The 23,339-nt window shown below is 73.2% G+C and carries 24 protein-coding genes, 1 tRNA gene and 1 pseudogene; 21 read left to right on the forward strand and 5 right to left on the reverse strand.

The window, feature by feature from the left end:
* Positions 1-59: 59 nt before the first annotated feature.
* A complete protein-coding gene (locus ACFYS8_RS18070; protein WP_387642332.1) occupies positions 60-473 on the reverse strand; it encodes a VOC family protein in 414 nt (137 codons plus the stop codon).
* Between the two features lie 10 nt (positions 474-483).
* Positions 484-930: a helix-turn-helix transcriptional regulator gene (locus ACFYS8_RS18075; protein ID WP_387643028.1), complete on the reverse strand. Its 447-nt coding sequence runs from the start codon at positions 928-930 to the stop codon at positions 484-486.
* 229 nt (positions 931-1,159) lie between these two features.
* Here ACFYS8_RS18075 and ACFYS8_RS18080 point away from each other — a divergent pair.
* Together ACFYS8_RS18080 and ACFYS8_RS18085 are read left to right on the forward strand one after the other, a co-directional pair.
* Positions 1,160-1,230 (forward strand) — tRNA-Cys (locus ACFYS8_RS18080).
* 70 nt (positions 1,231-1,300) lie between these two features.
* The gene (locus ACFYS8_RS18085; RefSeq protein WP_387642335.1) at positions 1,301-2,698 is read left to right on the forward strand and encodes an NADP-dependent succinic semialdehyde dehydrogenase; all 1,398 of its coding nucleotides are present in this window, start codon (positions 1,301-1,303) and stop codon (positions 2,696-2,698) included.
* A 55-nt stretch (positions 2,699-2,753) separates the two neighbouring features.
* Here ACFYS8_RS18085 and ACFYS8_RS18090 read toward each other — a convergent pair whose 3' ends face one another.
* The gene (locus ACFYS8_RS18090) at positions 2,754-3,017 is read right to left on the reverse strand and encodes a hypothetical protein (RefSeq protein ID WP_387642338.1); all 264 of its coding nucleotides are present in this window, start codon (positions 3,015-3,017) and stop codon (positions 2,754-2,756) included.
* Positions 3,018-3,121: 104 nt separating this feature from the next.
* On the opposite strand from ACFYS8_RS18090, the gene ACFYS8_RS18095 reads away from it, so the two are divergent.
* The 9 genes and pseudogenes from ACFYS8_RS18095 to ACFYS8_RS18135 form a co-directional block, all read left to right on the forward strand.
* Positions 3,122-3,778, forward strand: coding sequence for a cupin domain-containing protein (locus ACFYS8_RS18095; protein WP_387642341.1), 657 nt, complete (start codon positions 3,122-3,124; stop codon positions 3,776-3,778).
* A 159-nt stretch (positions 3,779-3,937) separates the two neighbouring features.
* A complete protein-coding gene (locus ACFYS8_RS18100) occupies positions 3,938-5,008 on the forward strand; it encodes a hypothetical protein (RefSeq protein ID WP_387642344.1) in 1,071 nt (356 codons plus the stop codon).
* Positions 5,005-6,114 (forward strand): hypothetical protein, encoded by a 1,110-nt coding sequence (locus ACFYS8_RS18105; RefSeq protein ID WP_387642348.1) that lies wholly within the window; start codon positions 5,005-5,007, stop codon positions 6,112-6,114. Before ACFYS8_RS18100 ends, ACFYS8_RS18105 begins: the two co-directional genes overlap by 4 nt.
* A complete protein-coding gene (locus tag ACFYS8_RS18110; protein ID WP_387642350.1) occupies positions 6,111-6,944 on the forward strand; it encodes a hypothetical protein in 834 nt (277 codons plus the stop codon). The genes ACFYS8_RS18105 and ACFYS8_RS18110 overlap by 4 nt, the downstream gene beginning before the upstream one ends.
* A gap of 19 nt (positions 6,945-6,963) precedes the next feature.
* Entirely contained in the window at positions 6,964-7,551 is a 588-nt protein-coding gene (locus tag ACFYS8_RS18115; protein WP_387642352.1) for a hypothetical protein, read from the forward strand.
* The gene (locus ACFYS8_RS18120; RefSeq protein WP_387642355.1) at positions 7,544-9,355 is read left to right on the forward strand and encodes an asparagine synthetase B family protein; all 1,812 of its coding nucleotides are present in this window, start codon (positions 7,544-7,546) and stop codon (positions 9,353-9,355) included. The genes ACFYS8_RS18115 and ACFYS8_RS18120 overlap by 8 nt, the downstream gene beginning before the upstream one ends.
* A 132-nt stretch (positions 9,356-9,487) precedes the next feature.
* Positions 9,488-10,810 carry an aldehyde dehydrogenase family protein gene (locus ACFYS8_RS18125; RefSeq protein WP_387642357.1) on the forward strand — a complete coding sequence of 441 codons (1,323 nt, stop codon included), beginning with the start codon at positions 9,488-9,490 and terminating at the stop codon, positions 10,808-10,810.
* Positions 10,811-10,911: 101 nt separating this feature from the next.
* Positions 10,912-11,574 carry a Type 1 glutamine amidotransferase-like domain-containing protein gene (locus tag ACFYS8_RS18130; protein ID WP_387642360.1) on the forward strand — a complete coding sequence of 221 codons (663 nt, stop codon included), beginning with the start codon at positions 10,912-10,914 and terminating at the stop codon, positions 11,572-11,574.
* Positions 11,575-11,620: 46 nt separating this feature from the next.
* A pseudogene (locus tag ACFYS8_RS18135) lies at positions 11,621-11,797 on the forward strand (aminoglycoside phosphotransferase family protein); the annotation flags it as partial.
* A gap of 148 nt (positions 11,798-11,945) precedes the next feature.
* Here ACFYS8_RS18135 and ACFYS8_RS18140 read toward each other — a convergent pair.
* Positions 11,946-12,485, reverse strand: a complete 540-nt coding sequence (locus tag ACFYS8_RS18140; RefSeq protein ID WP_387642363.1) for an AAA family ATPase — start codon at positions 12,483-12,485, stop codon at positions 11,946-11,948.
* Positions 12,486-12,623: 138 nt separating this feature from the next.
* On the opposite strand from ACFYS8_RS18140, the gene ligD reads away from it, so the two are divergent.
* The 9 genes from ligD to ACFYS8_RS18185 all read left to right on the forward strand — a co-directional run bounded on the left by ligD (position 12,624) and on the right by ACFYS8_RS18185 (position 20,173).
* Complete coding sequence (gene ligD, locus ACFYS8_RS18145; protein ID WP_387642366.1) at positions 12,624-13,568, forward strand: non-homologous end-joining DNA ligase; 945 nt, start codon at positions 12,624-12,626, stop codon at positions 13,566-13,568.
* A gap of 129 nt (positions 13,569-13,697) precedes the next feature.
* Entirely contained in the window at positions 13,698-13,886 is a 189-nt protein-coding gene (locus ACFYS8_RS18150) for a YegP family protein (protein ID WP_387642368.1), read from the forward strand.
* Between the two features lie 256 nt (positions 13,887-14,142).
* Positions 14,143-15,249 (forward strand): NUDIX domain-containing protein, encoded by a 1,107-nt coding sequence (locus tag ACFYS8_RS18155; RefSeq protein ID WP_387642371.1) that lies wholly within the window; start codon positions 14,143-14,145, stop codon positions 15,247-15,249.
* 86 nt (positions 15,250-15,335) lie between these two features.
* Entirely contained in the window at positions 15,336-15,794 is a 459-nt protein-coding gene (locus tag ACFYS8_RS18160) for a DUF6188 family protein (RefSeq protein WP_387642374.1), read from the forward strand.
* Between the two features lie 47 nt (positions 15,795-15,841).
* Positions 15,842-16,603, forward strand: coding sequence for an HAD hydrolase family protein (locus tag ACFYS8_RS18165; RefSeq protein ID WP_387642377.1), 762 nt, complete (start codon positions 15,842-15,844; stop codon positions 16,601-16,603).
* Between the two features lie 103 nt (positions 16,604-16,706).
* Positions 16,707-17,906 (forward strand): DUF5685 family protein, encoded by a 1,200-nt coding sequence (locus ACFYS8_RS18170; RefSeq protein WP_387642379.1) that lies wholly within the window; start codon positions 16,707-16,709, stop codon positions 17,904-17,906.
* 30 nt (positions 17,907-17,936) lie between these two features.
* Positions 17,937-18,464, forward strand: coding sequence for a GNAT family N-acetyltransferase (locus ACFYS8_RS18175; protein WP_387642381.1), 528 nt, complete (start codon positions 17,937-17,939; stop codon positions 18,462-18,464).
* A gap of 58 nt (positions 18,465-18,522) precedes the next feature.
* A complete protein-coding gene (locus tag ACFYS8_RS18180; protein ID WP_387642384.1) occupies positions 18,523-19,182 on the forward strand; it encodes a class I SAM-dependent DNA methyltransferase in 660 nt (219 codons plus the stop codon).
* An 82-nt stretch (positions 19,183-19,264) separates the two neighbouring features.
* A complete protein-coding gene (locus tag ACFYS8_RS18185) occupies positions 19,265-20,173 on the forward strand; it encodes a DUF4232 domain-containing protein (protein WP_387642386.1) in 909 nt (302 codons plus the stop codon).
* Positions 20,174-20,234: 61 nt separating this feature from the next.
* Here the strand turns inward: ACFYS8_RS18185 and ACFYS8_RS18190 are convergent, their stop codons facing one another.
* Positions 20,235-22,196: an amino acid transporter gene (locus ACFYS8_RS18190; RefSeq protein ID WP_387642388.1), complete on the reverse strand. Its 1,962-nt coding sequence runs from the start codon at positions 22,194-22,196 to the stop codon at positions 20,235-20,237.
* A 468-nt stretch (positions 22,197-22,664) separates the two neighbouring features.
* On the opposite strand from ACFYS8_RS18190, the gene ACFYS8_RS18195 reads away from it, so the two are divergent.
* The gene (locus tag ACFYS8_RS18195) at positions 22,665-23,339 is read left to right on the forward strand and encodes a response regulator (RefSeq protein WP_387642391.1); all 675 of its coding nucleotides are present in this window, start codon (positions 22,665-22,667) and stop codon (positions 23,337-23,339) included.

Below are 23,339 nucleotides of genomic sequence, written 5' to 3' on the forward strand. Positions count from 1 at the left end.
CAGCACGCGGACGGCTGCCGCCAGGGACTCTCCCCCGGCGGCAGCCATCCCCAAAAGGGTCAGCGGCGCGGCTGGGCGAACCGGACCATGTTGCCCGCCGGGTCGCGGAACGCGCAGTCGCGCACCCCGTACGGCTGGTCCATCGGTTCCTGGAGCACGTCCGCGCCGGTGGCCCGGATCTTCTCGAACGTCGCATCGCAGTCGGCGGTACGGAAGTTGACGGCGCGCAGCAGGCCCTTGGCGAGCAGTTCGGCGGCGGCCTGCCGGTCGGCGTCGGTGGCGCCCGGGTCGGCGACGGGGGGTTCCAGCACGACCTCCACGTCGGGCTGGGAGGCCGAGCCGAGGGTCACCCAGCGCATCCCCTCGAAGCCGACGTCGTTGCGCACCTCCAGCCCGAGCGCGTCCCGGTAGAAGCCGAGCGCGGCGTCGTGGTCGTCGACGGCGATGAAGCACTGCGAAAGCTTGATGTCCATGACCCCGACGCTACTGACCGGCGCCCGCTTCCGCTTCTCCGTTCCTGATCGGCTTCGCCGCGTCGGCGCCGGTACGACTGGCGACCGCGCTGCCCGGCCGGCCGGTGTCGGTGCCGCGGATCGGGCGGGTCAGGTACATCGCGACGCACGCGGTGATGTGCTCGGCGGCGCTGTGGTCGCGGGCCCGGTAGGCGCTGGGGCTCTCGCCGACCAGTTCGGTGAAGCGGGTGCTGAACGACCCGAGCGAGGTACAGCCGACGGCCATGCAGACCTCGGTGACGGACAGGTCGCCGCGCCGCAGCAGCGTCTTCGCCCGCTCGATGCGTCGGGTCATCAGGTAGCTGTACGGCGTCTCGCCGTACGCGGCGCGGAAGCTGCGCTGGAAGTGGCCGACCGACATCAGCGCGACCTTGGCCAGCGCCGCGACGTCGAGCGGTTCGGCGTAGTCGCGGTCCATGGTGTCGCGGGCCTTGCGGAGCCGCTTCAGGTCGTCGATCTGCACGCCGCCCAGGGTAATCGCCCGGCGTGAGGCGGCCACCCACCGTCGATCAAAAGGTGATCACACCGGCCCGACCCGGAAACGCCTCAACAGGCGGACGGTTTCGGCGAATTGCCCGACACACCGGTGCGTCGCGCCGCAGTTCACCGGCATCTCCCGCTAGTTTTTGAGTCACGCGAGGGAGCCCGGTGGAGTGGCCGAGAGGCGAGGCAGCGGCTTGCAGGGCCGCGTACATAGGTTCGATTCCTGTCTCCACCTCCTCGCTCCCTTCGAGGTCCGCCCCCGCCCGGAAGAGGCCGGGCGGCATCGAAGGAGGAGTGGTTTTCCGATGCCCATCGCCACCGTCAATCCGGCCGACGGCCGTACCGTCGAGGTCTTCGATCCGCTGGACGAAGCAGGCGTGGAAGCCCGGTTGGCACGCGCCCAGTCCGCGTTCGAGTCCTGGCGGCTGAGCTCGTTCCCGCAGCGCACCGAACTGATGCACCGGGCAGCCGAGTTGCTGGAGAAGAGCAACGAAGAGATCGCCCGCACCATGACACTGGAGATGGGCAAGCCACTGGCCCAGGCCCGCGCCGAGGCCGCCAAGTGCGCGAAGTCGATGCACTGGTACGCGGACCACGCGCAGGCGCTGCTCGCCGACGAGCATCCGGCGGCGGCCGACATCGCGGACTCCGGTGGCGCGTCGGCGTTCGTCCGCTACCGGCCGCTCGGCCCGGTGCTGGCGGTGATGCCGTGGAACTTCCCGTTCTGGCAGGTGATCCGGTTCGCCGCACCCGCGCTGATGGCCGGCAACGTCGGGCTGCTGAAGCACGCGTCGAACGTGCCGCGCACGGCGCTCGCGCTGGAGGAGCTGTTCGCCCGCGCCGGGTTCCCGCAGGGGTGCTTCCAGACGCTGCTGATCCCGTCCCGCGCGGTGGAGGCGGTGATCCGGGACGAGCGGGTGACGGCGGTGACGCTGACCGGCAGCGAGGGTGCGGGCCGTGCGGTGGCACGGGTGGCCGGCGACGAAGTGAAGAAGACCGTCCTCGAACTCGGCGGCAGCGACCCGTTCCTGGTGCTGCCGTCGGCGGACGTGCCGGCCGCGGTCGCGAAGGCCGTGACGGCCCGGGTGCAGAACAACGGCCAGTCCTGCATTGCGGCGAAGCGTTTCATCGTGCACACCGACGTCTACGACCAGTTCCTGGCCCGTTTCACCGCCCGGATGCGGGACCTCGTGGTCGGCGACCCGATGGCGGACGCCACCGAGGTCGGCCCGGTCGCCACCGAGCAAGGCCGCACCGACCTGGAGGAGCTGGTCTCCGATGCCGTCCGGCACGGCGCGAGCGTCACCTGCGGCGGCGAGCGGCCGGACGACCCGGCGCTGACGGACGGCTGGTACTACCTGCCGACGGTGCTGACCGGCATCACGCCGCGGATGAAGATCCACCACGACGAGGCGTTCGGCCCCGTCGCCACCGTGTACCGGGCCGCCGACCTGGACGAGGCGGTGGCGATCGCCAACGACTCACCGTTCGGCCTGAGTTCCAACGTCTGGACACGCGACGAGACCGACCGGGAGCGCTGCGTGCGCGACCTGCGCGCGGGCGGCGTGTTCTTCAACGGGATGACGGCCTCCCACCCGGCGTTCCCGTTCGGCGGGATCAAGCGCTCCGGCTACGGGCGGGAGTTGTCCGGTCACGGCATCCGCGAGTTCTGCAACATCACCACGGTGTGGTCCGGCAGCTGAGAACGCGCTGCGTGGTCCGGCGGCCGACCGCCGCCGGACCTGCACCCATCGGTGATCACGCCGCGTGGCGGGCCTGATGGCGCGGGTGGGCGTGTTCGTGGCGGCCCCAGAACTGCGAGACGAAGGCCACGATGGTCGCGCCCCACACCACCGAGAACACGATCAGCAACCAGAGTTCGGTCACCTGCGGGGCGACCAGGGCCAGGCCCAGCGAGAGGGCCAGCAGGAAAACCAGCGAAGAGTTGTGCTTTTCGGTCAGCCAGGCGTACGTCCCCCGCACCGGACGAGGTCCCGAGGCTCCGGCAACAGTCGCGGGCATGGCTCTCACCTCCGCAGAGTTCAGCATTTGTTCGAGTATCGCGCCGGTCAGCGCGCCCGGCAGCCCGGGTAGCATCACCGCGAGCACCGACGAGGGGGTCGCGAGTGTCGATACGCGGGGGGCTGCGCAGCCTGGAACGACAGGCGTCCGCGCTGCCGGACGGCGCCGAACTGTTCCGGCTGCGCCCGGACGGGCGGGTGCTGCGGGCCGACCGGGCGGGGGCGCGGGAACTCGGGCCGCAGGACCCCGACAGCGGGCTGTTGCGCTTCATCGACGACCAGCAGTACGCGCACTACTTCATCGGCGACGCGGCGACCTCGCCGCAGCGCCCGTCGAACGCCACCTACAAGCTGGGCCTGGTCGCGCCGCACACCGCGTTCACCCCGCACGCGCACGGCGGTGAGCACTTGGTGCTGGCGCTCGGCCCGGCGTCCTGCGGGCTGTACGACGCGCGCCGCCGCCGGGTGGTGGCCGTCGACCTGGCGCCGGGCACGCTGATCCGGATCCCCGAGCTGATGCCGCACTCGTTCGGCAACCGCAGCGACAACCGGCTCGCGATCCTCGCCGCGAACACCGGCTACGGCATCGACCACGAGGATTACGCGATCACCGCCGAGGTCGCCGAGCAGCGGGGCGAGCGCGAACTCGCTGCCGCGCTACGAGAAGTGACGTCACGTCAGCGAATGGGTACGGTGACCGTGCGAGAGCGCCTGGCGCACCGGCTGCACCGGATCGCGGCGGCCCTCGAGGACTCCCGGTGACGTCGGCGCCGCCGAAGTCGCCGACCACGCCCACCACTTCGACCAGCTCGCCAGCTTCGCCCACCACTTCGACCATCTCGCCCACTGCGCCCACCACGTCACCCGCCTCACCGACCAACTCTCCGATCGAGCACGCCCGATGACCCGGGAGAACGCCCGATGATCTGTCCGAACTGCCGGACCGACCGCCGCCAGCGCGAGCGCACCGGACACACCTGCTCGCACTGCAAGAGCAAGTTCGCGCTCGACCCGAAGGTGGAGCCGGGCCGGCTGCACGACATCAAGTTCCGCGAGCTGGTGGCCAAGGGGACCATCGGCGGCCTGCGGATCACCGTGGAGCAGCTGTACTGGCTCAACGAGCGCCGCCTGCACCGGTTTCCGGGCGGCGAGGAGCGCGCCGGGAGCGTCGTGGGCGGCGCCGTGCTGGTGGTGATCGCGGTGATCACTGGCTCGCTGACGATCGGGATCGGCAGTTTCGCCTGGTTCCTGCTGGGCCCGGTCACGCTGGTCGCCGCGAGCCTGGCGGTGCAGCAGTTCCGGGGCGCGGGGCGGCTCCGGTCCGATGCCCCGATGCGGCCGCAGGTGTCCTTGAGCGATTTCGAGCGCCGGGTGGTCGGCCGGTGGCGCGAGGTCTACCGCGAGCTGCCGGCCGGGCTGGTGGAGCACCCGCCGATCGGTGCGAAGCCGACGACGGTCAAGGCGCAGGCCGTGGTGCTGTGCGAACTCCCGTCGGTGGCGACCTTCCTGCGCACCAACAACTTCGCGGAGCGCCACCGGGTGCTACTGGTCGACGAGTTGGCGAACGTCCCGGCCGCTCTGCCGGTGGTGGTGCTGCGCGATCTGTCGCTGAGGGCGCTGGCCCGCACGGTGGCGGTCCGGGAGGCGCTGCCCGGGCGGCGGGTGGTGGACTGCGGGCTGCTGCCGCGCGCGGTGTTCGCGCCGGCCAAGGCGGTCCGGCTGCGCGACAACGCGGGGCCGCGCCGGGCGCCGTCGGCCCTGGGCGCCTCGCCGGGCTGGCGGCGGCTGGCCGACGGGGAGCGCGACTGGCTGGCGAACGGCTGGTACACGCCGCTGATCACCCTGCCGCCGCCGAAGCTGCTCGCGCTGGTCGAGAAGGCCGTAGAACGGGCCGTCGCCGTACCCGCCCCTGCCGCGGAGACTCCGGCCGAGACCCGGCGGCGCGCCGAGCGGATCGGCTTCCTCACCTGGCCGCCGGGCGGTGCGCGGTGATCTGTCCGCACTGCCGGGAGAGCGTGGGCCGGCGCGAACGGCACGGGCACCGCTGCTCGCGCTGCCGCCGGCCGTTCGCACTGGACCCGAAGGTGGAGCCCGGCCGCCTGCACGACCTCAAGTTCCGGGAGCTGGTGGCCAAGGGCACCGGCGGCGGCCTGCGGATCACCGTGGAGCAGCTGTACTGGCTCAACGAGCGTCGCCTGTACGGGTTTCCGGGCCCGAAGGAGCACCGTGCGCACCTCGCGATCGGCGCCGTCGCCGCGGTGTGCGCGGTGGCGGCCGGTTCGGTGGCGGCGGGCATCGACAGCGAAGCCTGGTTCCTCTTCCTGGGCTTCTGCGCGGCGGCCGCGGCCACGCGTGCGGTGCGCGATTTCCACCGGGCGTGGCGCACACGGGCCGGGGCTCCGCTGCATCCGCGGCTGACGCCGACCTGGTTCCAGTACCTGGTCATCGACCGCTGGCGGGAGGTCTACCTCCGGCTGCCGGACGGGCTGTTGCAGCACCCTCCGCCCGACCCGAAGCCCGGCACCGTCAAGGCCCGGGCCGTGCTGCTGTGCGAACTCCCGTCCGTGGCGGGCTTCCTGCGCGCCAACGAGTTCGCCGAACGCCACCAGGTGCTGCTGGTGGACGAGTTGGCGAACGTCCCGGCCGCGCTGCCGGTCGCGGTGCTGCGCGACCTGTCGCTGTCGGCGCTGGCCCGCACGGTGGCGGTCCGGGCCGCGCTGCCCGGGCGTCGGGTGGTGGACTGCGGACTGCTGCCGCGCGCGGTGTTCGAACCCGCGAAGGCGGTGCGACTGCGTGACCGGACGGGATCGCCGGCTCCGGCGGCGCTGGCGGCCTCCCCGGGCTGGCAGCGGCTGACCGGCCGGGAACGCGACTGGCTGACGGCCGGCTGGTACTCGCCGCTGATCGCCATGCCGCCGTCGAAGCTGTTCGCCCTGGCCGAGAAGGCCGTCCAACGGGCCCTCGCCGACCCCACAACGGCGGCCGAGACCCGGCGCCGCGCCCAGCGGATCGGCTTCCTCACCTGGCCGCAGGCCCTGCCCGCGCCGCGCCCGACCGCCAACGCCCCGCAGGCCCGGCCCGCGGACGGTGCCCGATGACGGAGGGACGCGGGTTGACCCCGATACCCGACCGGCTGCTCGACCGGGCCGTCCGGCGGGCCGCCGAACGCTGCGCGCATCCGGGCCATCTCGCCTTCACCGCACGGCAGTTGTATTACGAGACGGACCGCACGCTGCTGCCGCTGCACCGCGGCCCGCACCGCCTGCGCTACACCACCCGGCCGCTGCTGTCGGCGGAGCGCTTCGCGGCCTCCCTCGCCCGGCAGCCCCAACTACCGGTACTGCCCGACCTGGTGGCGCCCCGCCCGCACCGGCCGGGACCGGAGGGCGACCTGTACGACTACGCGTTCCCCCGGCTGCTGGTCTGTCAGGATCCGGCAATCGCCGCGATGCTGCTCGCCAACCGCCTGCACCTGGAAGGCGCTTGTCCGATCCTCACTCCGGAACGGCTGCCGCTGGACGCCCGACTGCTGGCCGCGCTGGAACGGGCGGAGGGCGCGGTGGTGCACGTGCTGCACGACGCCTCGCCCGCCGGGCTGGAGCTGTTCCGCCGGGTAAGGGAACACGCCGGCCCCCGACTGCGGGTGCGCACCATGGGCCTGCTGCCCCGCCACGCCGCCGCCCTGCACCTGGCCGCGCTCGCCGGTCAACCACCCTGCGACGCCGACGACTTGCCGCCCGAACTCCCGGCCGCGGAGCGCAACTGGCTGGCCCGGGGGAGGGTCGCGGAGCTCGCGGCCGTCCGCCCGGCCCGACTACTGCGGACCGTGCTGCGCACCGTCCGCGGCGGCGGCTTCGCCCCGCCCGCCCGTCCGGCCGCGCCCACCCGGGCCCGCGACACCGGCTTCCTGACCTGGCCGACGCCCTGACCCCCGAGGACTCCGGACAATGACCCAGCCACCCGAAATCACCTACAGCGACGAGCTGTTGGCCGACGGCACGGTGCACCGCCGGTACTCCGACGGCCGCAACGAATGGCGCACCCGCCACCCCGACGGCCGGATCCACTGGCGCGACGACCGGGGCGACTCCGGCACCGACGAGCGGCTCGGCCGCGACCTGGTCAAGCGCTCGCACACCGACGGCCGGAAGAGCTACGGGCGCGACATCGGCTACGGCCGCACCGTGTGGGGCCAGGGCCGCTACGTGCTGGTCAACCGCAGCTCGTTCCCCGGCCGCCTCGGCGTGGTGCTGGGCGCACTCGGCCTGGGCGCCGGCATCGCGGCCGCGCACTACGCACCGGAACTGCTGTCGATGGACGAGGAGGAGGAATTGCGCCGCCAGGCCGAACGCGCCCGCTCCTCGGGCGGCGACGGCGGTGGTGGTGACGGCGCCGGTGGTGACGGCGGCAGTGGTGACGGCGGCGGGTTCGACGACGGGTTCGACGACCACGGCGGCTTCGGCACCGCCGGGGACGGCGACGACGGCAGCGGCCCGGCGGACGGCGGCGCCTGGGACGGTGATGACTTTGGCTGAGTCGCACCGCCTGGCCACGCCCGCACCCACCGGGCCGCGGGCCCCGCACCGCCCGGCCCGCTACTCCGTGCTGTCCCTGCCCGCCACCGGCCCCCGGCGCCCCGAACCCGGCCTGGTGGCAGGCCCGTTCGAGACCCAGGGCCGCTGCGTCTCCGCCGCCCTGCTGACCGGAATGCCCGGCTTCGCGGACGGCCCGTTCGCCGTGGACGGCCGCACCGCCGTCGGCGAAGTCACCCTGCACAACCGGGACGAGCTGCACGCCGCGCTGGCCGCCGCCGGGCACCCCGCCGAACCGGCCTGCCCGGACGGTGAGTTGCTACTGCGCTGCTGGCTGGCACTCGGCCCGGACGGGCTGCGGGCGGCGGACGGCCTGTTCACCCTCGCGGTGTTGGACGGCCCCGATCTGATACTGATCCGCGACCAGATGGGCGCCCGCACAGCATTCCACTGCCGCACCCGGGACGGCGGCTGGGCGGTCTCCAGCTCGCTCCTCCACCTGCGCCAACGCCCGGACGTGGACACCGGGTTGGACCTCGCCGCCGTCCGCTCCTTCCTCACCTTCGCCTACCTGCCCGGCACCGAGACGCTGCTGCGCGGGGTGTCCGAACTGCTGCCCGGCAAGGTGACCCGCCTGGGCGCGGACGGCGAGGTGCGGGTCGAGGAGTACTGGGAGCCGCAGGCCGGTTCACCCGATGCTGATTTGACGATCAGTCACCATGGCTCTGTTCTCCGGGAGTTGCTGGAGCGGGCGGTGGCCCGACGGCTGCCGGACGGGGAGGACGTGGCCGTCCTGCTGTCCGGCGGGGTGGACAGTTCGCTGGTGACGGCACTGGCCGCCCGGCTGCACGACCGGCCGGTGCACACCTACTCGATCAGCTTCGGCAACGAACTGCCCAACGAGCTAGGCTACTCGGGCCTGGTCGCTACGCACTGCGGCACCCGCCACCGCGTCCTGACCGTGCCCGGAGAGCAGGTCGCGGCCCGCCTCGCCGACACCGTCGCGCTGCTGGACAGCCCCGTCGGCGACCCGCTCACCGTGCCCAACCTGATGCTCGCCGAGGCCGTCGCCGGCGACGGGCTGAGCGTGTCGCTGAACGGCGAGGGCGGCGACCCGGTGTTCGGCGGGCCGAAGAACCTGCCGATGCTGGTGTTCGAGCTGCTCCGCGACGACCCGTCCGAACTAGCCCGCGCCGACGCCTACTTGCACACCTACCGCAAGTGCTGGGAGGACCTGCCGGTCCTGCTCACCGGCGAGGCCCTGGCCGAACTCGACGCGCTCGGCCCCGCCGCACACCCGCGCCGGCACGTCGCGCCGTACCTCACGGACCGCCGAATGCCCTCCCTGCTCGACCAGTTGCTGCACTGCAACCTGCGCACCAAGGGCGCCCACCACATCCTCACCAAGGTGGAACGGCTCACCTCCTCGCAGGGCATCCAGGGCCGCTCGCCGCTGTTCGACCGGCAGGTGGTGGAGCACGCGTTCGCCACCCCGCCGACGCTCAAACTCCGGGCCACCGAGGAGAAGTGGATCCTCAAGGAGGCCGTCCGCGACCTGCTGCCCGACACCGTCACCTACCGCCCCAAGAGCGGCATGCGGGTGCCCGTGCAGCAGTGGCTGCGCGGCCCGCTCGCCGAACACACCGCCGACCTGCTGCTCGGCCCCACCGCCCGAGCCCGCGGCCTGTTCCGAGCCGACACCGTGGAGACCTGGATGCGCGGCGGCGGCCTGCTGCTGCCCCGCCAGGGCGGCAAGCTGTGGCTACTGCTCACCCTCGAACTCTGGCTGCGCTCCTACGACTTGTGACCGCTGACGCACCGCCGCCCACCCTCGAACCCTGGCTGCGCGCCTACGACTTGTGACCACTGACGCACCGCCGCCCACCCTCGAACCCCTGGCTGCGCGCCCACAACTTGCGCCCCTGATGGAGACCGCCCGATGAAGCTGACCGACCCCCGCACCGGCGCCCACCGCCGCACCCTCGAGGCCTCCCGCGAGCCCGAGGTGGCCGCCGCCGTCGCCACCGCCAGGGCCGCCCGGCCCGCCTGGTCCGCGCTCACCCCGCGCGAGCGGCACCGCCGGCTCACCGCCCTCGCCGACCTGATCGAGCGGCACGCGGACGACTACCTGGCCGCCGAGTGCGCAGGCACCGGCAAGCCCGTCACCGAGGCAGCGAATGAGATCGCCGAGGTCGCCGACCTGTTCCGGTTCTACGGCGGCGCCGTCCGGGCCGGCACCTCCCCCGCCGCCGGCGACTACCTGGCCGGGCACCAGAGTTGGGTCCGCTGGGAGCCGGTCGGCGTGGTCGCGGCCATCGTACCGTGGAACTACCCGCTGCTGATGGCCGGTTGGCGCTGCGCCCCCGCCCTGGCCGCCGGCAACACGGTGGTCCTCAAGCCCGCCGAGACCACCCCCGACAGTGCGCTGCTGCTCGCCGAGCACGCCGAACAGGCCCTCGCGCCGGGCGTGTTGACCGCCCTGCCGGGCGACCGGGAGACCGGCCGGCTGCTGGTCCCGGCCGGCTGCGACCTGATCGCGTTCACCGGCAGCCCCACCGCGGGCGCCGACATCACCGCCCACGCCGGCCTCACCCCCGTCAGCCTCGAACTCGGCGGAAACAGCCCGGTGTTGGTGCTGCCCGACGCCCCCGCCGACACCTGGCAGCAGCTCGCCGCCGCCAGCACCTACAACGCCGGCCAGAGCTGCGCAGCGCCCGCCCGGGTCATCGTCCTCGACGAGACGTACGAGCACGCCGTCACCGCGCTCGCCGCCGCGATGGCCGAACGCCACGCCGGACGCGACTTCGGTCCGCTCAACAACCCCGGCCAGGCGGCCCGTTACGACCGGATCGTGGCCAGATCGGCCGCCCGGACCGCCCTCACCGCGCCCGGCCGCACCGACGGCCTGTGGCGTCCCGCGATCGTCCTCGCCGACCTGCCCGCCGACGACCCTGCCGTGGTCGAGGAGGTCTTCGGCCCACTCCTCACCGTCCAGCGCGCCGCCGGCCTCGACGAGGCCGTCGCCCTCGCCGAATCCGTCCCGCAGGCCCTCGCCGCCTCCGTCTGGACCACCGACCTCACCACCGGCCTCGCCCTCACCGACCGCCTCTCCGCCGGCGAAGTCTGGCTCAACTGCCACCTCGCCCAGTCCGCCGAACTTCCCCACAGCGGCCGCCGCGGCTCCGGCGCAGGCACCGACCTCTCCACCCTCGCCCTGCGCGAATACCAACGGCCCAAGACCGTCACGGCCCGCCTGGTCTGACCCACCTGCGTGCCACACTGCTGACAACCCACGCCCCGCCCCGCCGGGGCGGGCTCCAGGACCCTATCCGCAGGGACGGATCGCCCTGCGCGGGAGGCATCGTGAAACTGCTCCTCACCTCCGCCGGAGTGAAGAACCCGAGCATCCGGCAGGCCCTCGTCGACCTCCTGGGCAAGCCCGTCGAGGAGGCCGACGCCCTGTGCATCCCCACCGCCGGCTACGGACACCCCACGGGGAGCCCGGCCGGAGCGTGGCGCTTCATCACCGGGCGGTCCACCACCCCGATGTGCGAACTCGGCTGGAAATCCATGGGCGTCCTGGAACTCACCGCCCTGCCCAGCATCGGCGCCGAGCGCTGGCTGCCCTGGGTCCAGCAGGCCGACGTCCTGCTCGCCAACGGCGGTGACGCGCTGTACCTGTGCCACTGGATGCGCCAGTCCGGCCTGGCGGAGTTGCTCCCCTCCCTGCACGAGAAGGTCTGGGTCGGGCTGAGCGCCGGCAGCATGGTGATGACGCCCCGCATCGGGGCGGAGTTCGTCGAGTGGAAGTCGCCCACGGGCACCGACGAGACCCTGGGCCTCGTCGACTTCTCCCTCTTCCCGCACCTGGACCACCCGGCCCTGCCGGAGAACACCATGGCCGACGCCGAACGCTGGGCGGCCGCCCTGCCGAACCCGGCCTACGCCATCGACGACGAGACCGCCGTCAAGGTCGCCGACGGAGTCGTCGAGATCGTCTCCGAGGGCCACTGGCGACTCTTCTGAACGCTCGGCCAGCCCTCTCCCCCGGGCCCGGTGGGACGATCAACGAATGGATGAGCAGCAGTTGACGGGCGGGCTGGCCAACGCCGGCGCGGTGGTACGACGCGGAGCGGTGGTGGACCGCCCGGCCGGGCCCAACGCGCCTGCCCTGCACGGGTTTCTGCGGGCGCTGCGAGCGGGCGGGTTCGCGCACGCGCCACTGCCGGCGGGCGCTGCGAGCGGGCGGGTTCGCGGACGCGCCACTGCCGGCGGGTGAACCGGCGGGCGGGCGCGAACAGTTGGCGTTCCTGCCGATCAACGGCCGCTCCTGGAACGAACGTTGAAGGCTTGACGCACGAACGGCGGGCGCACGGTCCGATGGAGCGGTCCATGCGTCACCGGCGCGCCAAGGCGGCGGCGATCAGGTCGGCCCGATCGGGGACCGGCGCGGGCGGAACGTCGATCAGGTGGAAGCCGAAGTGCCGGTAGCTCTCGCGGTGGACGCGCTCGAAGTCCAGTGAGGCGCGGTAGTCGATCCGGCGGGCGGCGGTGCGGGTGACGAATCCGATCGGGCGGATCAGGAACACCTCGCGCCGATAGGTCCGGGTGTCGACGATCCGTTCCAGCTCGGCGGCGAGCGCGGGCGGGACGGGCCGGCCGAGGTAGACGGCCAAGGCGTGGGTGCACACCGGTGAGCGGTCGAACAGCCGGTGGCGGCCGGGCGGCGGGGCCGGGTCCTGCCGGGCCTGTTGCAGGGCGAGCACCAGGGAGACGAAGCCGTCCGCAGTCCACGGTTCCGGGTCGCCCGCGGCCTGTTCCCGGGTAATGACGTCGGTCGCGGCCTCGGGCACCACGTCGTGGCCGCGGGCGGCGAGTTCGCGCAGCACGGTGGTCTTTCCGGCGCCGGGCGCGCCGGTGAGGATCCAGCGGGGCATGACGGGCGGCCACTCCCTTCGGTCCCGGTCGGGGCGTCAGCCTAGCGCGCGCGGGGCGGGCCGCCGGGCGGGTGAGGGCCGGTTCGCGGGGTGCGGGTGGCGGGAACGGCTGGCGGGGTGAGCGGTGGTGGCGGAGTGATGCTGGCGGTGTCGAGCACCCGGCGGGTGTTCGACGAGGGGTGGCTGCTGGAACGGAAGTGGGACGGGATCCGGGCGCTGGCGGTGCGGGACGGCGCGCGGGTGACCCTGCGGTCGCGGACCGGACAGCAGCTGGAAAGCGCTTACCCGGAGCTGGTGGCGGCGCTCGCCGCGCAGCCGGTGCCGAGGTTCGCGGTGGACGGCGAGATCGTCGCCTTCGAGGGCGGGCGGACCAGTTTCGCCCGGCTCCAGCAGCGGATGGGGCTGCACGATCCCGTACGCGCGCTGGCCAGCGGCGTCGCGGTCGAGTACGTGCTGTTCGACCTGCTGGCCCTGCAGGGGCACGACACCACGGGGCTGCCACTGCTGGACCGCAAGCAACTCCTCACCGAGGCGGTCGAGTTCAGGAAGCCGCTGCGACTGTCCGAGTACACCGCCGCCGAACCGGGCGTCCCCGTCCCGCTCGCCGAGGCGTGCGCGCACGGCTGGGAGGGCCTGATCGCCAAGCGCGCGGCGGGGCGGTACCTGGCCGCCCGGTCCGGCGACTGGCTGAAGCTCAAGTGTGAGCGCGGGCAGGAGTTCGTGGTCGGCGGCTGGACCGAACCGGCAGGCAGCCGCGAGGCGTTCGGCGCACTGCTGCTCGGCTACCACGAACCCGGCCACCAGCCCGGCCTGCTGCGCTACGCGGGCAAGGTCGGCACCGGCTTCGACACCCGCACGCTCCGCGCCCTGCACCGCGTCCTACTCCAACTCGCCGCCCCCGTCAGCCCGTTCGACCCGTCCGAGGACGTACCGCTGCGCACCTCGCACTGGGTGCGGCCCGAACTGGTGGTGCAGGTCGGCTTCACCGAGTGGACCCGCGACGGTCGGCTCCGCGCGCCCCGTTACCAGGGCGTACGCACCGACCGCCCGGCCGCCGAGGTGGTCCGCGAACCCCCGGCCTGACGCAAGAGCCCGGCCCGCACACCGCTGCACCGGATGGCCGACCCGACGCGCGACGCTCCCGGGCAGTCCGTACGGTGCCGTTGCAGGGGGTTGACCGGGGGGCTACCCGAGCGAGAGGTAATCACTGGCATGGCTGGGAAGTTCGAACTGTACGTAGACGATCAGGGTCTCCACCGCTTCCGCCTGAAGGCGAGCAACGGGTCGATCGTGGTGACCGGAGAGCCGGAGGAGTCCCGCGAACAGTGCCTGAAGAGCATCGAGTCGATCCGGAAGCTCGCACCGTACGCGCAACTTCAGGAGACCGGCGCGAACGCGTGACCCGGGCGGTGTGAGCGCGGAGCACCAGCGGCGTGAGCACCGGGCACGAACGGCGCGCGCCGGCACGTGCGGCGTGAGCGCCGAAAAGCACACCGCCAAGCGCACCGCCGAGCACACCGGGCCCGCACCTGCGGCCCCTGTGGCGAGCCTGTGACCGACCCGGCGGGTTGTCACGGGCTCGTCGCCATCACGGTTCGCCGGCCCGCACTGCGGCATGCTGAAGGCAGCGAATGCGGATCGGGCGAGGGGGTTGGCGATGGCGGGGCGTGAACTGTTGGCGGCGGCGGGGGTGCTGTTCCCGGACGAGCAGGGCCGGGTGATGGTGGCCCGGGTGTCGTACCGGGCGAAGCACCCGATCGAAGTGCCGGGCGGCGGCTGGGACGCGTCCGACCCGTCGCCCCGGCACACCGCCGTCCGGGAGATCCAGGAGGAGTTGGGCATCACCCCGGTGCTGCGCGAACTCGCCTGCCTGGACTGGTCGCGGGACCACCACCGGCCGCCCATCGCGGCGTTCCTGTACTGGGCGGACCCGCTCACCGAGGCTCAGCTGGCCCGAATCCGGCTGGAGGCCGAGGAGTTGGACGCGCTGGTGTACCTGACGCCGGAGCAGTTGATGTCGGCGCTGCCGCCGCTGCTGTCCCGGCGGGTCGGGTCCTGCGCGCTGGCGCCGCGTTCGGCGGCGCCGCTGGAGCTCGCGGACGGCCGGCCGGTCGGCCACACCGCCCTGCACCTGCGCCCGTGGCCCGCCCCGGCGTACACCGGCCCGGCCGGGATCGCGGCGCTGCTGCCGCCCGGCAGCGACCGGCCCGCGCCGCCGCCACCGATGGACCGGGACACGTACATCGCGAGCCGTCCCCGGATCCGGGCGAAGGCGCGGACGCTGTTCACGGACGAGCAGGGCCGGGTGCTGCTGGTGCGGCTGGTCCCGTGGAACGGCCAGACAGCGTGGGTGTTGCCCGGCGGCTCGATCGAGGCGGACCGCGAACTGCCCCGCGACGCCGCCCGGCGGGAGACCCTGGAGGAACTCGGCTGGCAGCACGAACCGGGCCGGCTGCTGGCGATCGACTGGATGCCCTCGGTCGCCGACGAACTCCCGCGCACCGTCCTGGTGTTCGACGGCGGGACGGTGACGGCCGAGCAACTGTCGACGATCCGCCTCCAGGAGGAAGAGATCGCCGAATGGGGCCTGTTCACCCCCGAGGAGGCGCAGCGCCTGCTGATCCCGCCCATCGCGCACCGGCTGGCCGCGTGCCTGGCCGTCCGCGCCCTCCCGGCCGGCGCGGGCCCGGCCGAACTGCTGAACGGCGTACCGCACTCGGGGTCGCCGGCGGTCGTCGCCGAACCGGACGGGTCGCACGGGTAGCGGGCCCGGTCGCACGGGTAGCGGGACCGGTCGCACGGGTAGCCGGGCCCGCGCGGCGGGAAGGTACGAGCAAGGAGGTGGCGACGATGGAACGGTCGGCGGAGCAGGTGCTGGGCCTGGACGGTTGCGTGGTGCGGTCGTTGGGCGGCGGCGACCGGTTGGTCTTCCACCTCGACGGCGGGCTGCGGCTGACGGTGCGCAACGACTTCCGGCTGCTGCGCGGCGCGAAGGTCGACCACTTCTACCCCACGCTCGGCGTCATCCCGTCCGGCGCCCTCGGCCCGCTGGCGCATGCCACGGTCACCCGCGCCACCGTCACCCCCGCCGGGGGCCTGCACCTCGTCTTCGACACCGGCCACCTCCTGGCCGTCGCCCCCGACCCGGCCCCCGGCGGCCCCGTCCACCCGTGGCAGCTCGCCTCCCCCACCGGCCCCCTGTTCACCGGCGGGCCGGACGGCGGCCCGGACGGCGGGCCAGGCAGTGAACCAGACAGCGGCCCGGACGGCGGGCCAGGCAGTGAACCGGACGGCGGGCCACCTGTTTGAGCGGGGGTGAGCTCGGCCGGAGGTAGGAGGCTCGTTAGGCTCCGACCATGATCATCCCTCCCGCCCGCACCACGGTCTTCGACATCGACGGCACGCTCTGCTTCGACGGGAGGACGATCGACGCCCGGATCCTCTCCGCCCTCGACGCCTGCGAGCGGGCCGGCCACGAGCTGGTGTTCGCCTCCGCCCGGCCGATCCGTGATCTGCTGCCCGTCCTGGAGGGCGCGTTCCCCTGCTCGACGCTGATCGGCGGCAACGGCAGCCTGGTGTCGGTCGGCGGGCGGGTCCGGATGCGCGCCGCGTTCTCGGCCGCGAAGCTCGCCGGCCTGCTGGCCGAGGCCGAACGGTTCAAGGCCGGCTATCTCGCCGACGGCCCGTGGGACTACGCCTACACCGGCCCGGCCGATCACCCCATCCTCGAGCGCGTCGACCAGAACCGGGTGGCCCGCCGCGTCGAACTCGCCGAACTCCCGGCCGTGGTGAAGCTTCTGGTGGTCTCCGCGACCGACCTGCCCGCCCTCGCCGCGTCCTGCCGCGCGCTCGGATTCTCCGTCAACCACCACTTCGACGAGGGGATCATCGACTTCTCGCCCGGCACCACCGACAAGCGGGAGGCCCTGGTCTCGCTGGGCATCGACCACTACAACGCCTTCGGCAACGACATCAACGACTTCTCCCTGCTCCGCGACGCCCACCACGCCGTCCGCGTCGGCGCCCACCCCGCCCTCGACGGCGTCGCCGCGGTGACGGTCGCCCCGCACCCGGAGGCCGTCGCGGCGGAGATCCTGCGCCTGGCGGCCACAGCCTGACGCCGTAGCAGCCCGGAGCGCCCCGGAACCTTCCATGGCGAGGCAGCGTCACTAGGATGGCGGCTGGTCAGGGCAGGTTGGGCAGGGTAATGGGGGCGGGGAATTGTTCGGAATCATCAGACCGTGTCGGCACCGGTTGTCGGAGCGGCTGCACGCGTCCTGGATGGCACACCTGTGCGGGTTGTGTCTGGCTCTGCGGGACGATCACGGGCAGTTGGCGCGGACGGCGACCAACTACGACGGCCTGGTGATCTCCGTGCTGGTGGAGGCGCAGTCGCCGCGCGCCGCCGATCGCCGGACGGCGGGGCCGTGCCCGTTGCGCGGGATGCGGACGGCGCCGGTGGCGCGCGGCGAGGGGGCGCGGCTGGCGGCGGCGGTCTCGTTGGCGCTGGCGTCGGTGAAGGTCCGGGACCATGTGCTGGACGGCGACGGGGTGTTCGCGCGCCGGCCGGTCGCGGCGGGGGCGCGCCGGATAACCCGGCGCTGGGAGCGGCAGAGCACGGGCAGTGCGGCGGCGGTCGGCTTCGACACGGGGGTGCTGCTGGCGGCGGCGGGCCGGCAGGAGGAGGCGGAGCGGCTGGTGACGGCGGGTGGTCCGCTGCTGCTGGCGACGGCGCCGACCGAGGAGGCGACGGCGGCGGCGTTCGCGCACACGGCGGTGCTGGCGGGCCGTCCGGGCAACGCGGCGGCGCTCGCCGAGGCGGGCCGGCTGTTCGGACGGCTGGCGCACCTGCTGGACGCGGCCGAGGACCGGCAGCAGGACGAGGCGCAGGGGCTGTGGAATCCGCTGGCAGTGTCGGGCACCTCGCAGGAGGAGGCACGACGCCTGTGCCGGGACGCCGTGCACGGCATCAAACTCGCCCTGGCCGAGGTGGAGTTCACCGATCGGGCGCTGGTGCACCGGCTGCTGGCGCACGAGACCGGCGAGGCGGTGGACCGGGTGTTCGGCCGCGCCGGGCATGTCTGCGCGAGCACCGCGCCGCCGGGCACGGACCCCGACGCGCCCGCCGGTCCCCACCAGCCGCCGGGCCCGCCGAAGCCGCGCCGGGACACCATCGTGGGGTGCGCGGTCTGGCTGACGATGGCCTGCACGTGCCAGCTGCTGTGCTGCGAGCACGACAACCCGTTCTCCCGGGAGCGCCAGCAGGGCTTCTGCCAGCGCAACTGCGGCTCCCTCTGCGACTGTTGTGACTGCTGCAGCGGGTGCGACGGGAGCTGCTGCCAGTGCTGCGGCGACGACGGCTGTTGCAGTGCGTGCGACGGCTGCGGGTGCGACGGCTGCGGCGGATGCGACTGTTCGTAGTCCCGAGAACCGGAACGAGTGGAGCAAGTCATGGGTGACACACCGGAGTTCACGGCAGCGGCCGAGCTCGCCGACTGGGGCTGGCCGGACGTGCTGGCACTGGGCGGCGGCGCGGCCGACCCGTTCGAGACCAGCTCGTACGGCGTGACGTGGCGGCCCAAGGACCGGCACTTCGGCGTGTGGCACGAGGGCCGGGTGGTCGCGCACGCCGGGCTGGCGGTGGGGACGGTGGAGGTCGGCGGGCAGCGCTTCGACGTCGCGGGCGTCGGCGGCGTCATCGTCGAAACCAGCCTGCGCGGCCACGGCCTGGCCCGCCTCGCCGTCACCGGCGTGCTGGACGCCGCCCGCGCCGACGGCCTGGACCGGGCGCTGCTGTTCTGCCTCCCGAGCCGCGCCCCGCTCTACACCCGCCTCGGCTTTCTCCCCCTGCCCGAGCCGGTGACGGCCGACCAGCCCGCCGGACCGGCGCCCGTCCCGCTCGGCGCGATGTGGAAGCCGCTGACGCCCGGGGCCGATTGGCCCGCCGGCCCGGTCCGGCTGCACTCGCTGCCGATGTGAGCCGTCGGCGATTCGCCGACCGGGCCCGGAAGTTGACCACTGGACTACGGTGTCGGGCATGAACGCGGACGGCTGGCTGACGGACACCCGGGACTCCTACGACACCGTCGCGGTCAGCTACGCCGACTGGATCCGCGAGGCACTGGCCGGGGCGCCGTACCTCCGCGCCGCCCTGGCCGTGTTCGCCGACCTGGTGCGCACCTCCGGCGGCGGGCCGGTGGCGGACGTGGGCTGCGGCCCCGGGCATGTCACCGCCCACCTGCACGAGTTGGGCCTCGACGTGTTCGGCATCGACCTGTCGCCGGGGATGATCGGGGTGGCCCGGCGCGATCACCCGGGCCTGCGATTCGAGGTGGGCACCATGACGGACCTCGACCTCGCCGACGGGTCGGTCGCCGGACTGCTCGCCTTCTGGTCGCTGATCCACATCCCCGACGAGGTGGTCCCGGCGGTCCTCGACCAGTTCCGGCGGGTGCTGCGTCCCGGCGGGCCGCTGCTGATCGGCTTTCACGTCGGCACCGGGTCGCGGCTGAAGACACAGGGCTACGGCGGCCACCCGATGCGGGTCCACGTCCACCGCCGCTCGCCCGACCGGGTCGCGGCGTGGCTGCGCGAAGCCGGGTTCACGGTCGAGGCCCAGCTGCTGACCGACCCGGACGCCGAGGTGCCGGGGGCCATCCTGTTCGCCCGCCGCCCGCACCGCAGCGATCAGGCGTGAACTGACAACCGTTGCAAGGCTGTTGCCCGGACCGTGACGGGCGTCACGGACCGGCCCGGCCGCGACGTGATCAACTCGTCGAATGTCTGCCACCGCCACGCGACCCGCCGCCGCCCTCGTCCTCACCGCCGCCGCGCTGCTCGTCGGGTGCGGGTCGGTGACGGCCACCGGCGGCGGGTCGGCCGCGCCGTCGGCGAGCGCGGGGCCGTGCGGGGTGCCGTTGGAGCGGCCGTTGGACGGGTGGTCCCGGGACGGGGTGCGGATTCTCGCGGTGAACGACGCCTGCGCGGAGTTCGAGGTGACCAACGCGGGCAGCGAGGCCGCGGACTTCTCGGTGCTGTTCGGGTGGACGGGCGTCGGCCAGCGCCTGGACACCAGCCCGACCGGCACGGCAACGGCGGTACCGCCGGGCGCGACCGTCCGCGGCCGGGTCGAGGTCGGCACCCCGAACCCGGCGCGCACCACCGCGTCCCTGCCGCCGATCGTCCCGAACGTGAAGATCACCCTGGTGCGCAGCGTCCCGACGGCCGAGGCGCCGTCGAAGGGCGGCCCGTGCCCGGCGTCGGGGGTGCGGCTGTACGCGGACCAGGGCGATGCGGCGATGGGGCTGCGGGTGGTGGGCCTGCACCTGGTGAACTGCGGGTCGTCACCGGTGACGGTGGACGGCTACCCGCAGGTGCAGGCACTGGACGAGCAGCACCGGCCGGTGGACGCGCTGCAGGTGCTGAAGGGCGGTGCGGCGATCGCGGCCGGCACCGGCGCGGACAACCCGCCGCAGCGGATCACGCTCGGGCCGGGCGAGGGCGCGCGGTCCACGGTGGTGTGGCGCAACACCAACAACGACACCGCGGTGGACCCGGTGAACGCCCCGTACCTGCGGGTCCGGGCGACGCCCGACGCGGCGCCGGTGATGGTGACCCCGGAGCTGGACCTCGGCACCACCGGCCGGCTCGGCGTCGGCGCGTGGGCCCGGGAGGACTCCCCGTCCTGAGCCGCTGACCGATCGGTCTCGGAAAACGCTTTCCACCTCTCCGAACCGGTCCTGGAAAGCGCTATCCGACGTGCACCCGCGGCCGCCGGCTGCGATCGGGCTCGGCCTCGCGCAGCACCTCGCGGGTGACGGGCGCGACCTCGCCCTGGCCGAACAGGAAGAACCGCAGGAACTGGGCGAACGGGCTGCCCTCGGTCCACTCGAAGTAGATGTGCGGCAGCTGGCCGGTGGTGTCGCGGACGTGCAGCAGTATCGCGGCGAGCGAGTTCGGCACGCTGGAGTGTTCGAGGGTCAGCACCCGGTAGCGGTCGTGGAGCACCTCGCCGCGGACCTTCAACTCGGCCTCGAAGTCGGACGGGTCGAGCACCGTGACCTCGACGAACACCAGGTCGTCCTCGACCGGGATGTCGTTGTCGGCGCGGATCTGGTGCACCTTGTCGCGGTACTCGGCGAGGTCGCGGGTGGCCGGCTTGGTGGCGATGAAACGGATCGTCCGGTGCGCGGTGTCCCGCACGAAGCGTTCCGCGACGGCGTCCAACTGGACGTCGGTGACCCGCAGTTCGAAGGACCGGGCGAGCCGGGAGGCGAGCGAGACCAGCACGATGGCCGCGATGAAGCAGGCGCCGATCTTCACGCCGTCGGGGCGTTCGGCGATGTTGATGACGGTGGTGTAGACGAACACCGCGGCGATGATCGCGAAGCCGATCGTCCACCGGTGCTGCCGGGCGGCCCGCGCGGCGATGGTGACGGCGATCGCGGCCGAGGTGATCAGCACCAGCACGCCGGTGGCGTACGCGCCGCCCTGCTTGTCGACGTTGGCGTCGAACAGCCAGGTGATCACGAAGGCGATGCCGGTGAGCACCAGCACCATCGGCCGCACGGCCCGGGCCCAGTGCGGGGCCATGCCGTAACGCGGCAGGTAGCGCGGCATCAGGTTGAGCAGTCCGGCCATCGCGGACGCACCGGCGAACCACAGGATGGCGATGGTCGACAGGTCGTAGACCGAACCGAACGCGTTGCCCAGGTAGTGGTGGGCCAGGTACGCGAGGGCGCGGCCGTTGGCGGGGCCGCCGGTCTTGAAGTCGTCGGCGGGGATCAGCAGCGTGGTGATGAAGCTGGTGGTGATCAGGAAGCAGCTCATGATCACGGCGGCTGTGGTGAGCAGCTTGCGGGCGCCGCGGATGCGCCCGGTGGGCCGGTCCTCGGTGTCCTCGGGGTCGCCCTCGATGTGCGGCATCACGGCGACGCCGGTCTCGAAGCCGGACAGACCGAGCGCGAGCTTGGGGAAGACCACCAGCGCGACGCCGATCATCACCAGCGGATTGCCGTGCTCCACGCTGAGCGCGTGCGTCCAGTCGGTGATCACGGACGGCGCGGTGATCACGTGCCACAGGCCGACGGCGACCACCACCACGTTCAGTGCCAGGTAGACCGCGACCAGGACGACCGCCACACCGATCGCCTCGCTGAAGCCCTTCAGGAAGACGCCGCCGAGCAGCGCGATCAGCAGCAGGGTGATCACTACCTGGTGGCCGCTGAGCACGCTGTTCAGGTGCGGGTTCTCCACCAGGTGCGCGGTGGCGTCGGCGGCGGACAGCGTGATGGTGATCACGAAGTCGGTGGCGGCGAAGCCGAGCAGCGCCAGGACGAACAGCTTGCCCTTCCAGAACGACAGCAGCCGCTCCAGCATCGCGATCGAGCCTTCGCCGTGCGGGCTCTCCTGGGCGACCCGCCGGTAGACGGGCAGCGCGCCGAGCAGCGTGACAGCGACCAGCACGATGGTGGCGATCGGGGAGAGCAGGCCGGCGGCGAGGGCGGCGATGCCGGGCTGGTAGCCGAGGGTGGAGAAGTAGTCCAGGCCGGTCAGGCACATCACCCGCCACCAGCGCTGCCCGTGCTGCTGGTCGGTGGCCTGGGCGTGCGGGCCGGGGTGCTGCTTGGCCATGTCCGACAGGCCTTCCAGCAGCCAGGCCCGAAGGCGCTCGCGCGCCGAGCCGGCGTCCGCGGGGGCGGAATCGACCACTGTGCTGCTCCTGTCGCGAGGTCGGTAGCCCCGGGCCGCCGGACGATCCGGCCCACCGGGCGGACTCCCACGTCAATGTAGGTCACCTCCGCCACCGTCCAGGGCAGGCTGGAGCGTAACGTCCCCCATCTGCCCAGGTCGGGACCGGTCCCCGCTGCTTGACGTCCCCTTGGGGCGGCCTTGGCCCACTGTTTGCCCGCCCGGTCGGGCACGAACCGGGGCGACCGTCGGGCGACCGACGGACGAGCGACGGACGACCGAGGCACGACCGAGCGACGACCGAGCGACGACACCTCAACGGTTCAGGCACGTCCGAGCATCGCCGTCAAGGGCCGACCGGCCCTGCTTCGGGGCCGGTCGGAGGCGGGTCCCCCTCCCGGCCCCCGGGTACGGTTTAGCAGACTGCAGGGTGTCTGCGTCCGGGCTCCGGCCCTGACGTCCGCGAATTGCGCGAGGAGAGTTGCTGCCATGTCCGAGGGATCGGCGCCGATCAGGGTGTTCCTGCTGGACGACCACGAGGTGGTCCGCCGCGGGGTGCACGACCTGCTGGACTCCGAGCCCGACCTGGAGGTGGTCGGCGAGGCCGGCACGGTCGAACAGGCCCTCGCCCGGGTGCCCGCGCTGCGCCCGGACGTCGCGGTGCTCGACATGCGGCTGCCCGACGGCGACGGGGTCTCCGTGTGCCGGGAGTTGCGTTCACGGATGCCGCAACTCGCCTGCCTGATGCTCACCTCGTTCGACGACGAGGAGGCGCTGCTCGACTCGATCATGGCGGGCGCGGCCGGCTACGTGCTCAAGCAGATCAGCGGCACCGACCTGGTCACCGCGATCCGTACCGTCGCCTCCGGTCAGTCCATGCTCGACCCGGGCGCGGCGACCCGCCTGATGGCCCGTCTGCGCGGCGAGGCCCCGGCGCCCGCCCCCGACTTCCCCAACCTGACCGAGCGGGAGCGCGAGATCCTGGCACTGATCGGCGAGGGACTCACCAACCGGCAGATCGGCGAGCGGGTGTTCCTCGCCGAGAAGACCGTCAAGAACCACATCTCCCGCCTGCTCGCCAAGCTCGGCGTCGAGCGCCGGGTGCAGGCCGCGGTCATCGCCACCCAGACGCTGTCCGCGCCCTCCTCGGAGCGCGGCGCCTGA

It is taken from the genome of Kitasatospora sp. NPDC004615 (genome assembly GCF_042873545.1).
In the GTDB taxonomy this organism is placed as follows: Bacteria; Actinomycetota; Actinomycetes; order Streptomycetales; family Streptomycetaceae; genus Kitasatospora.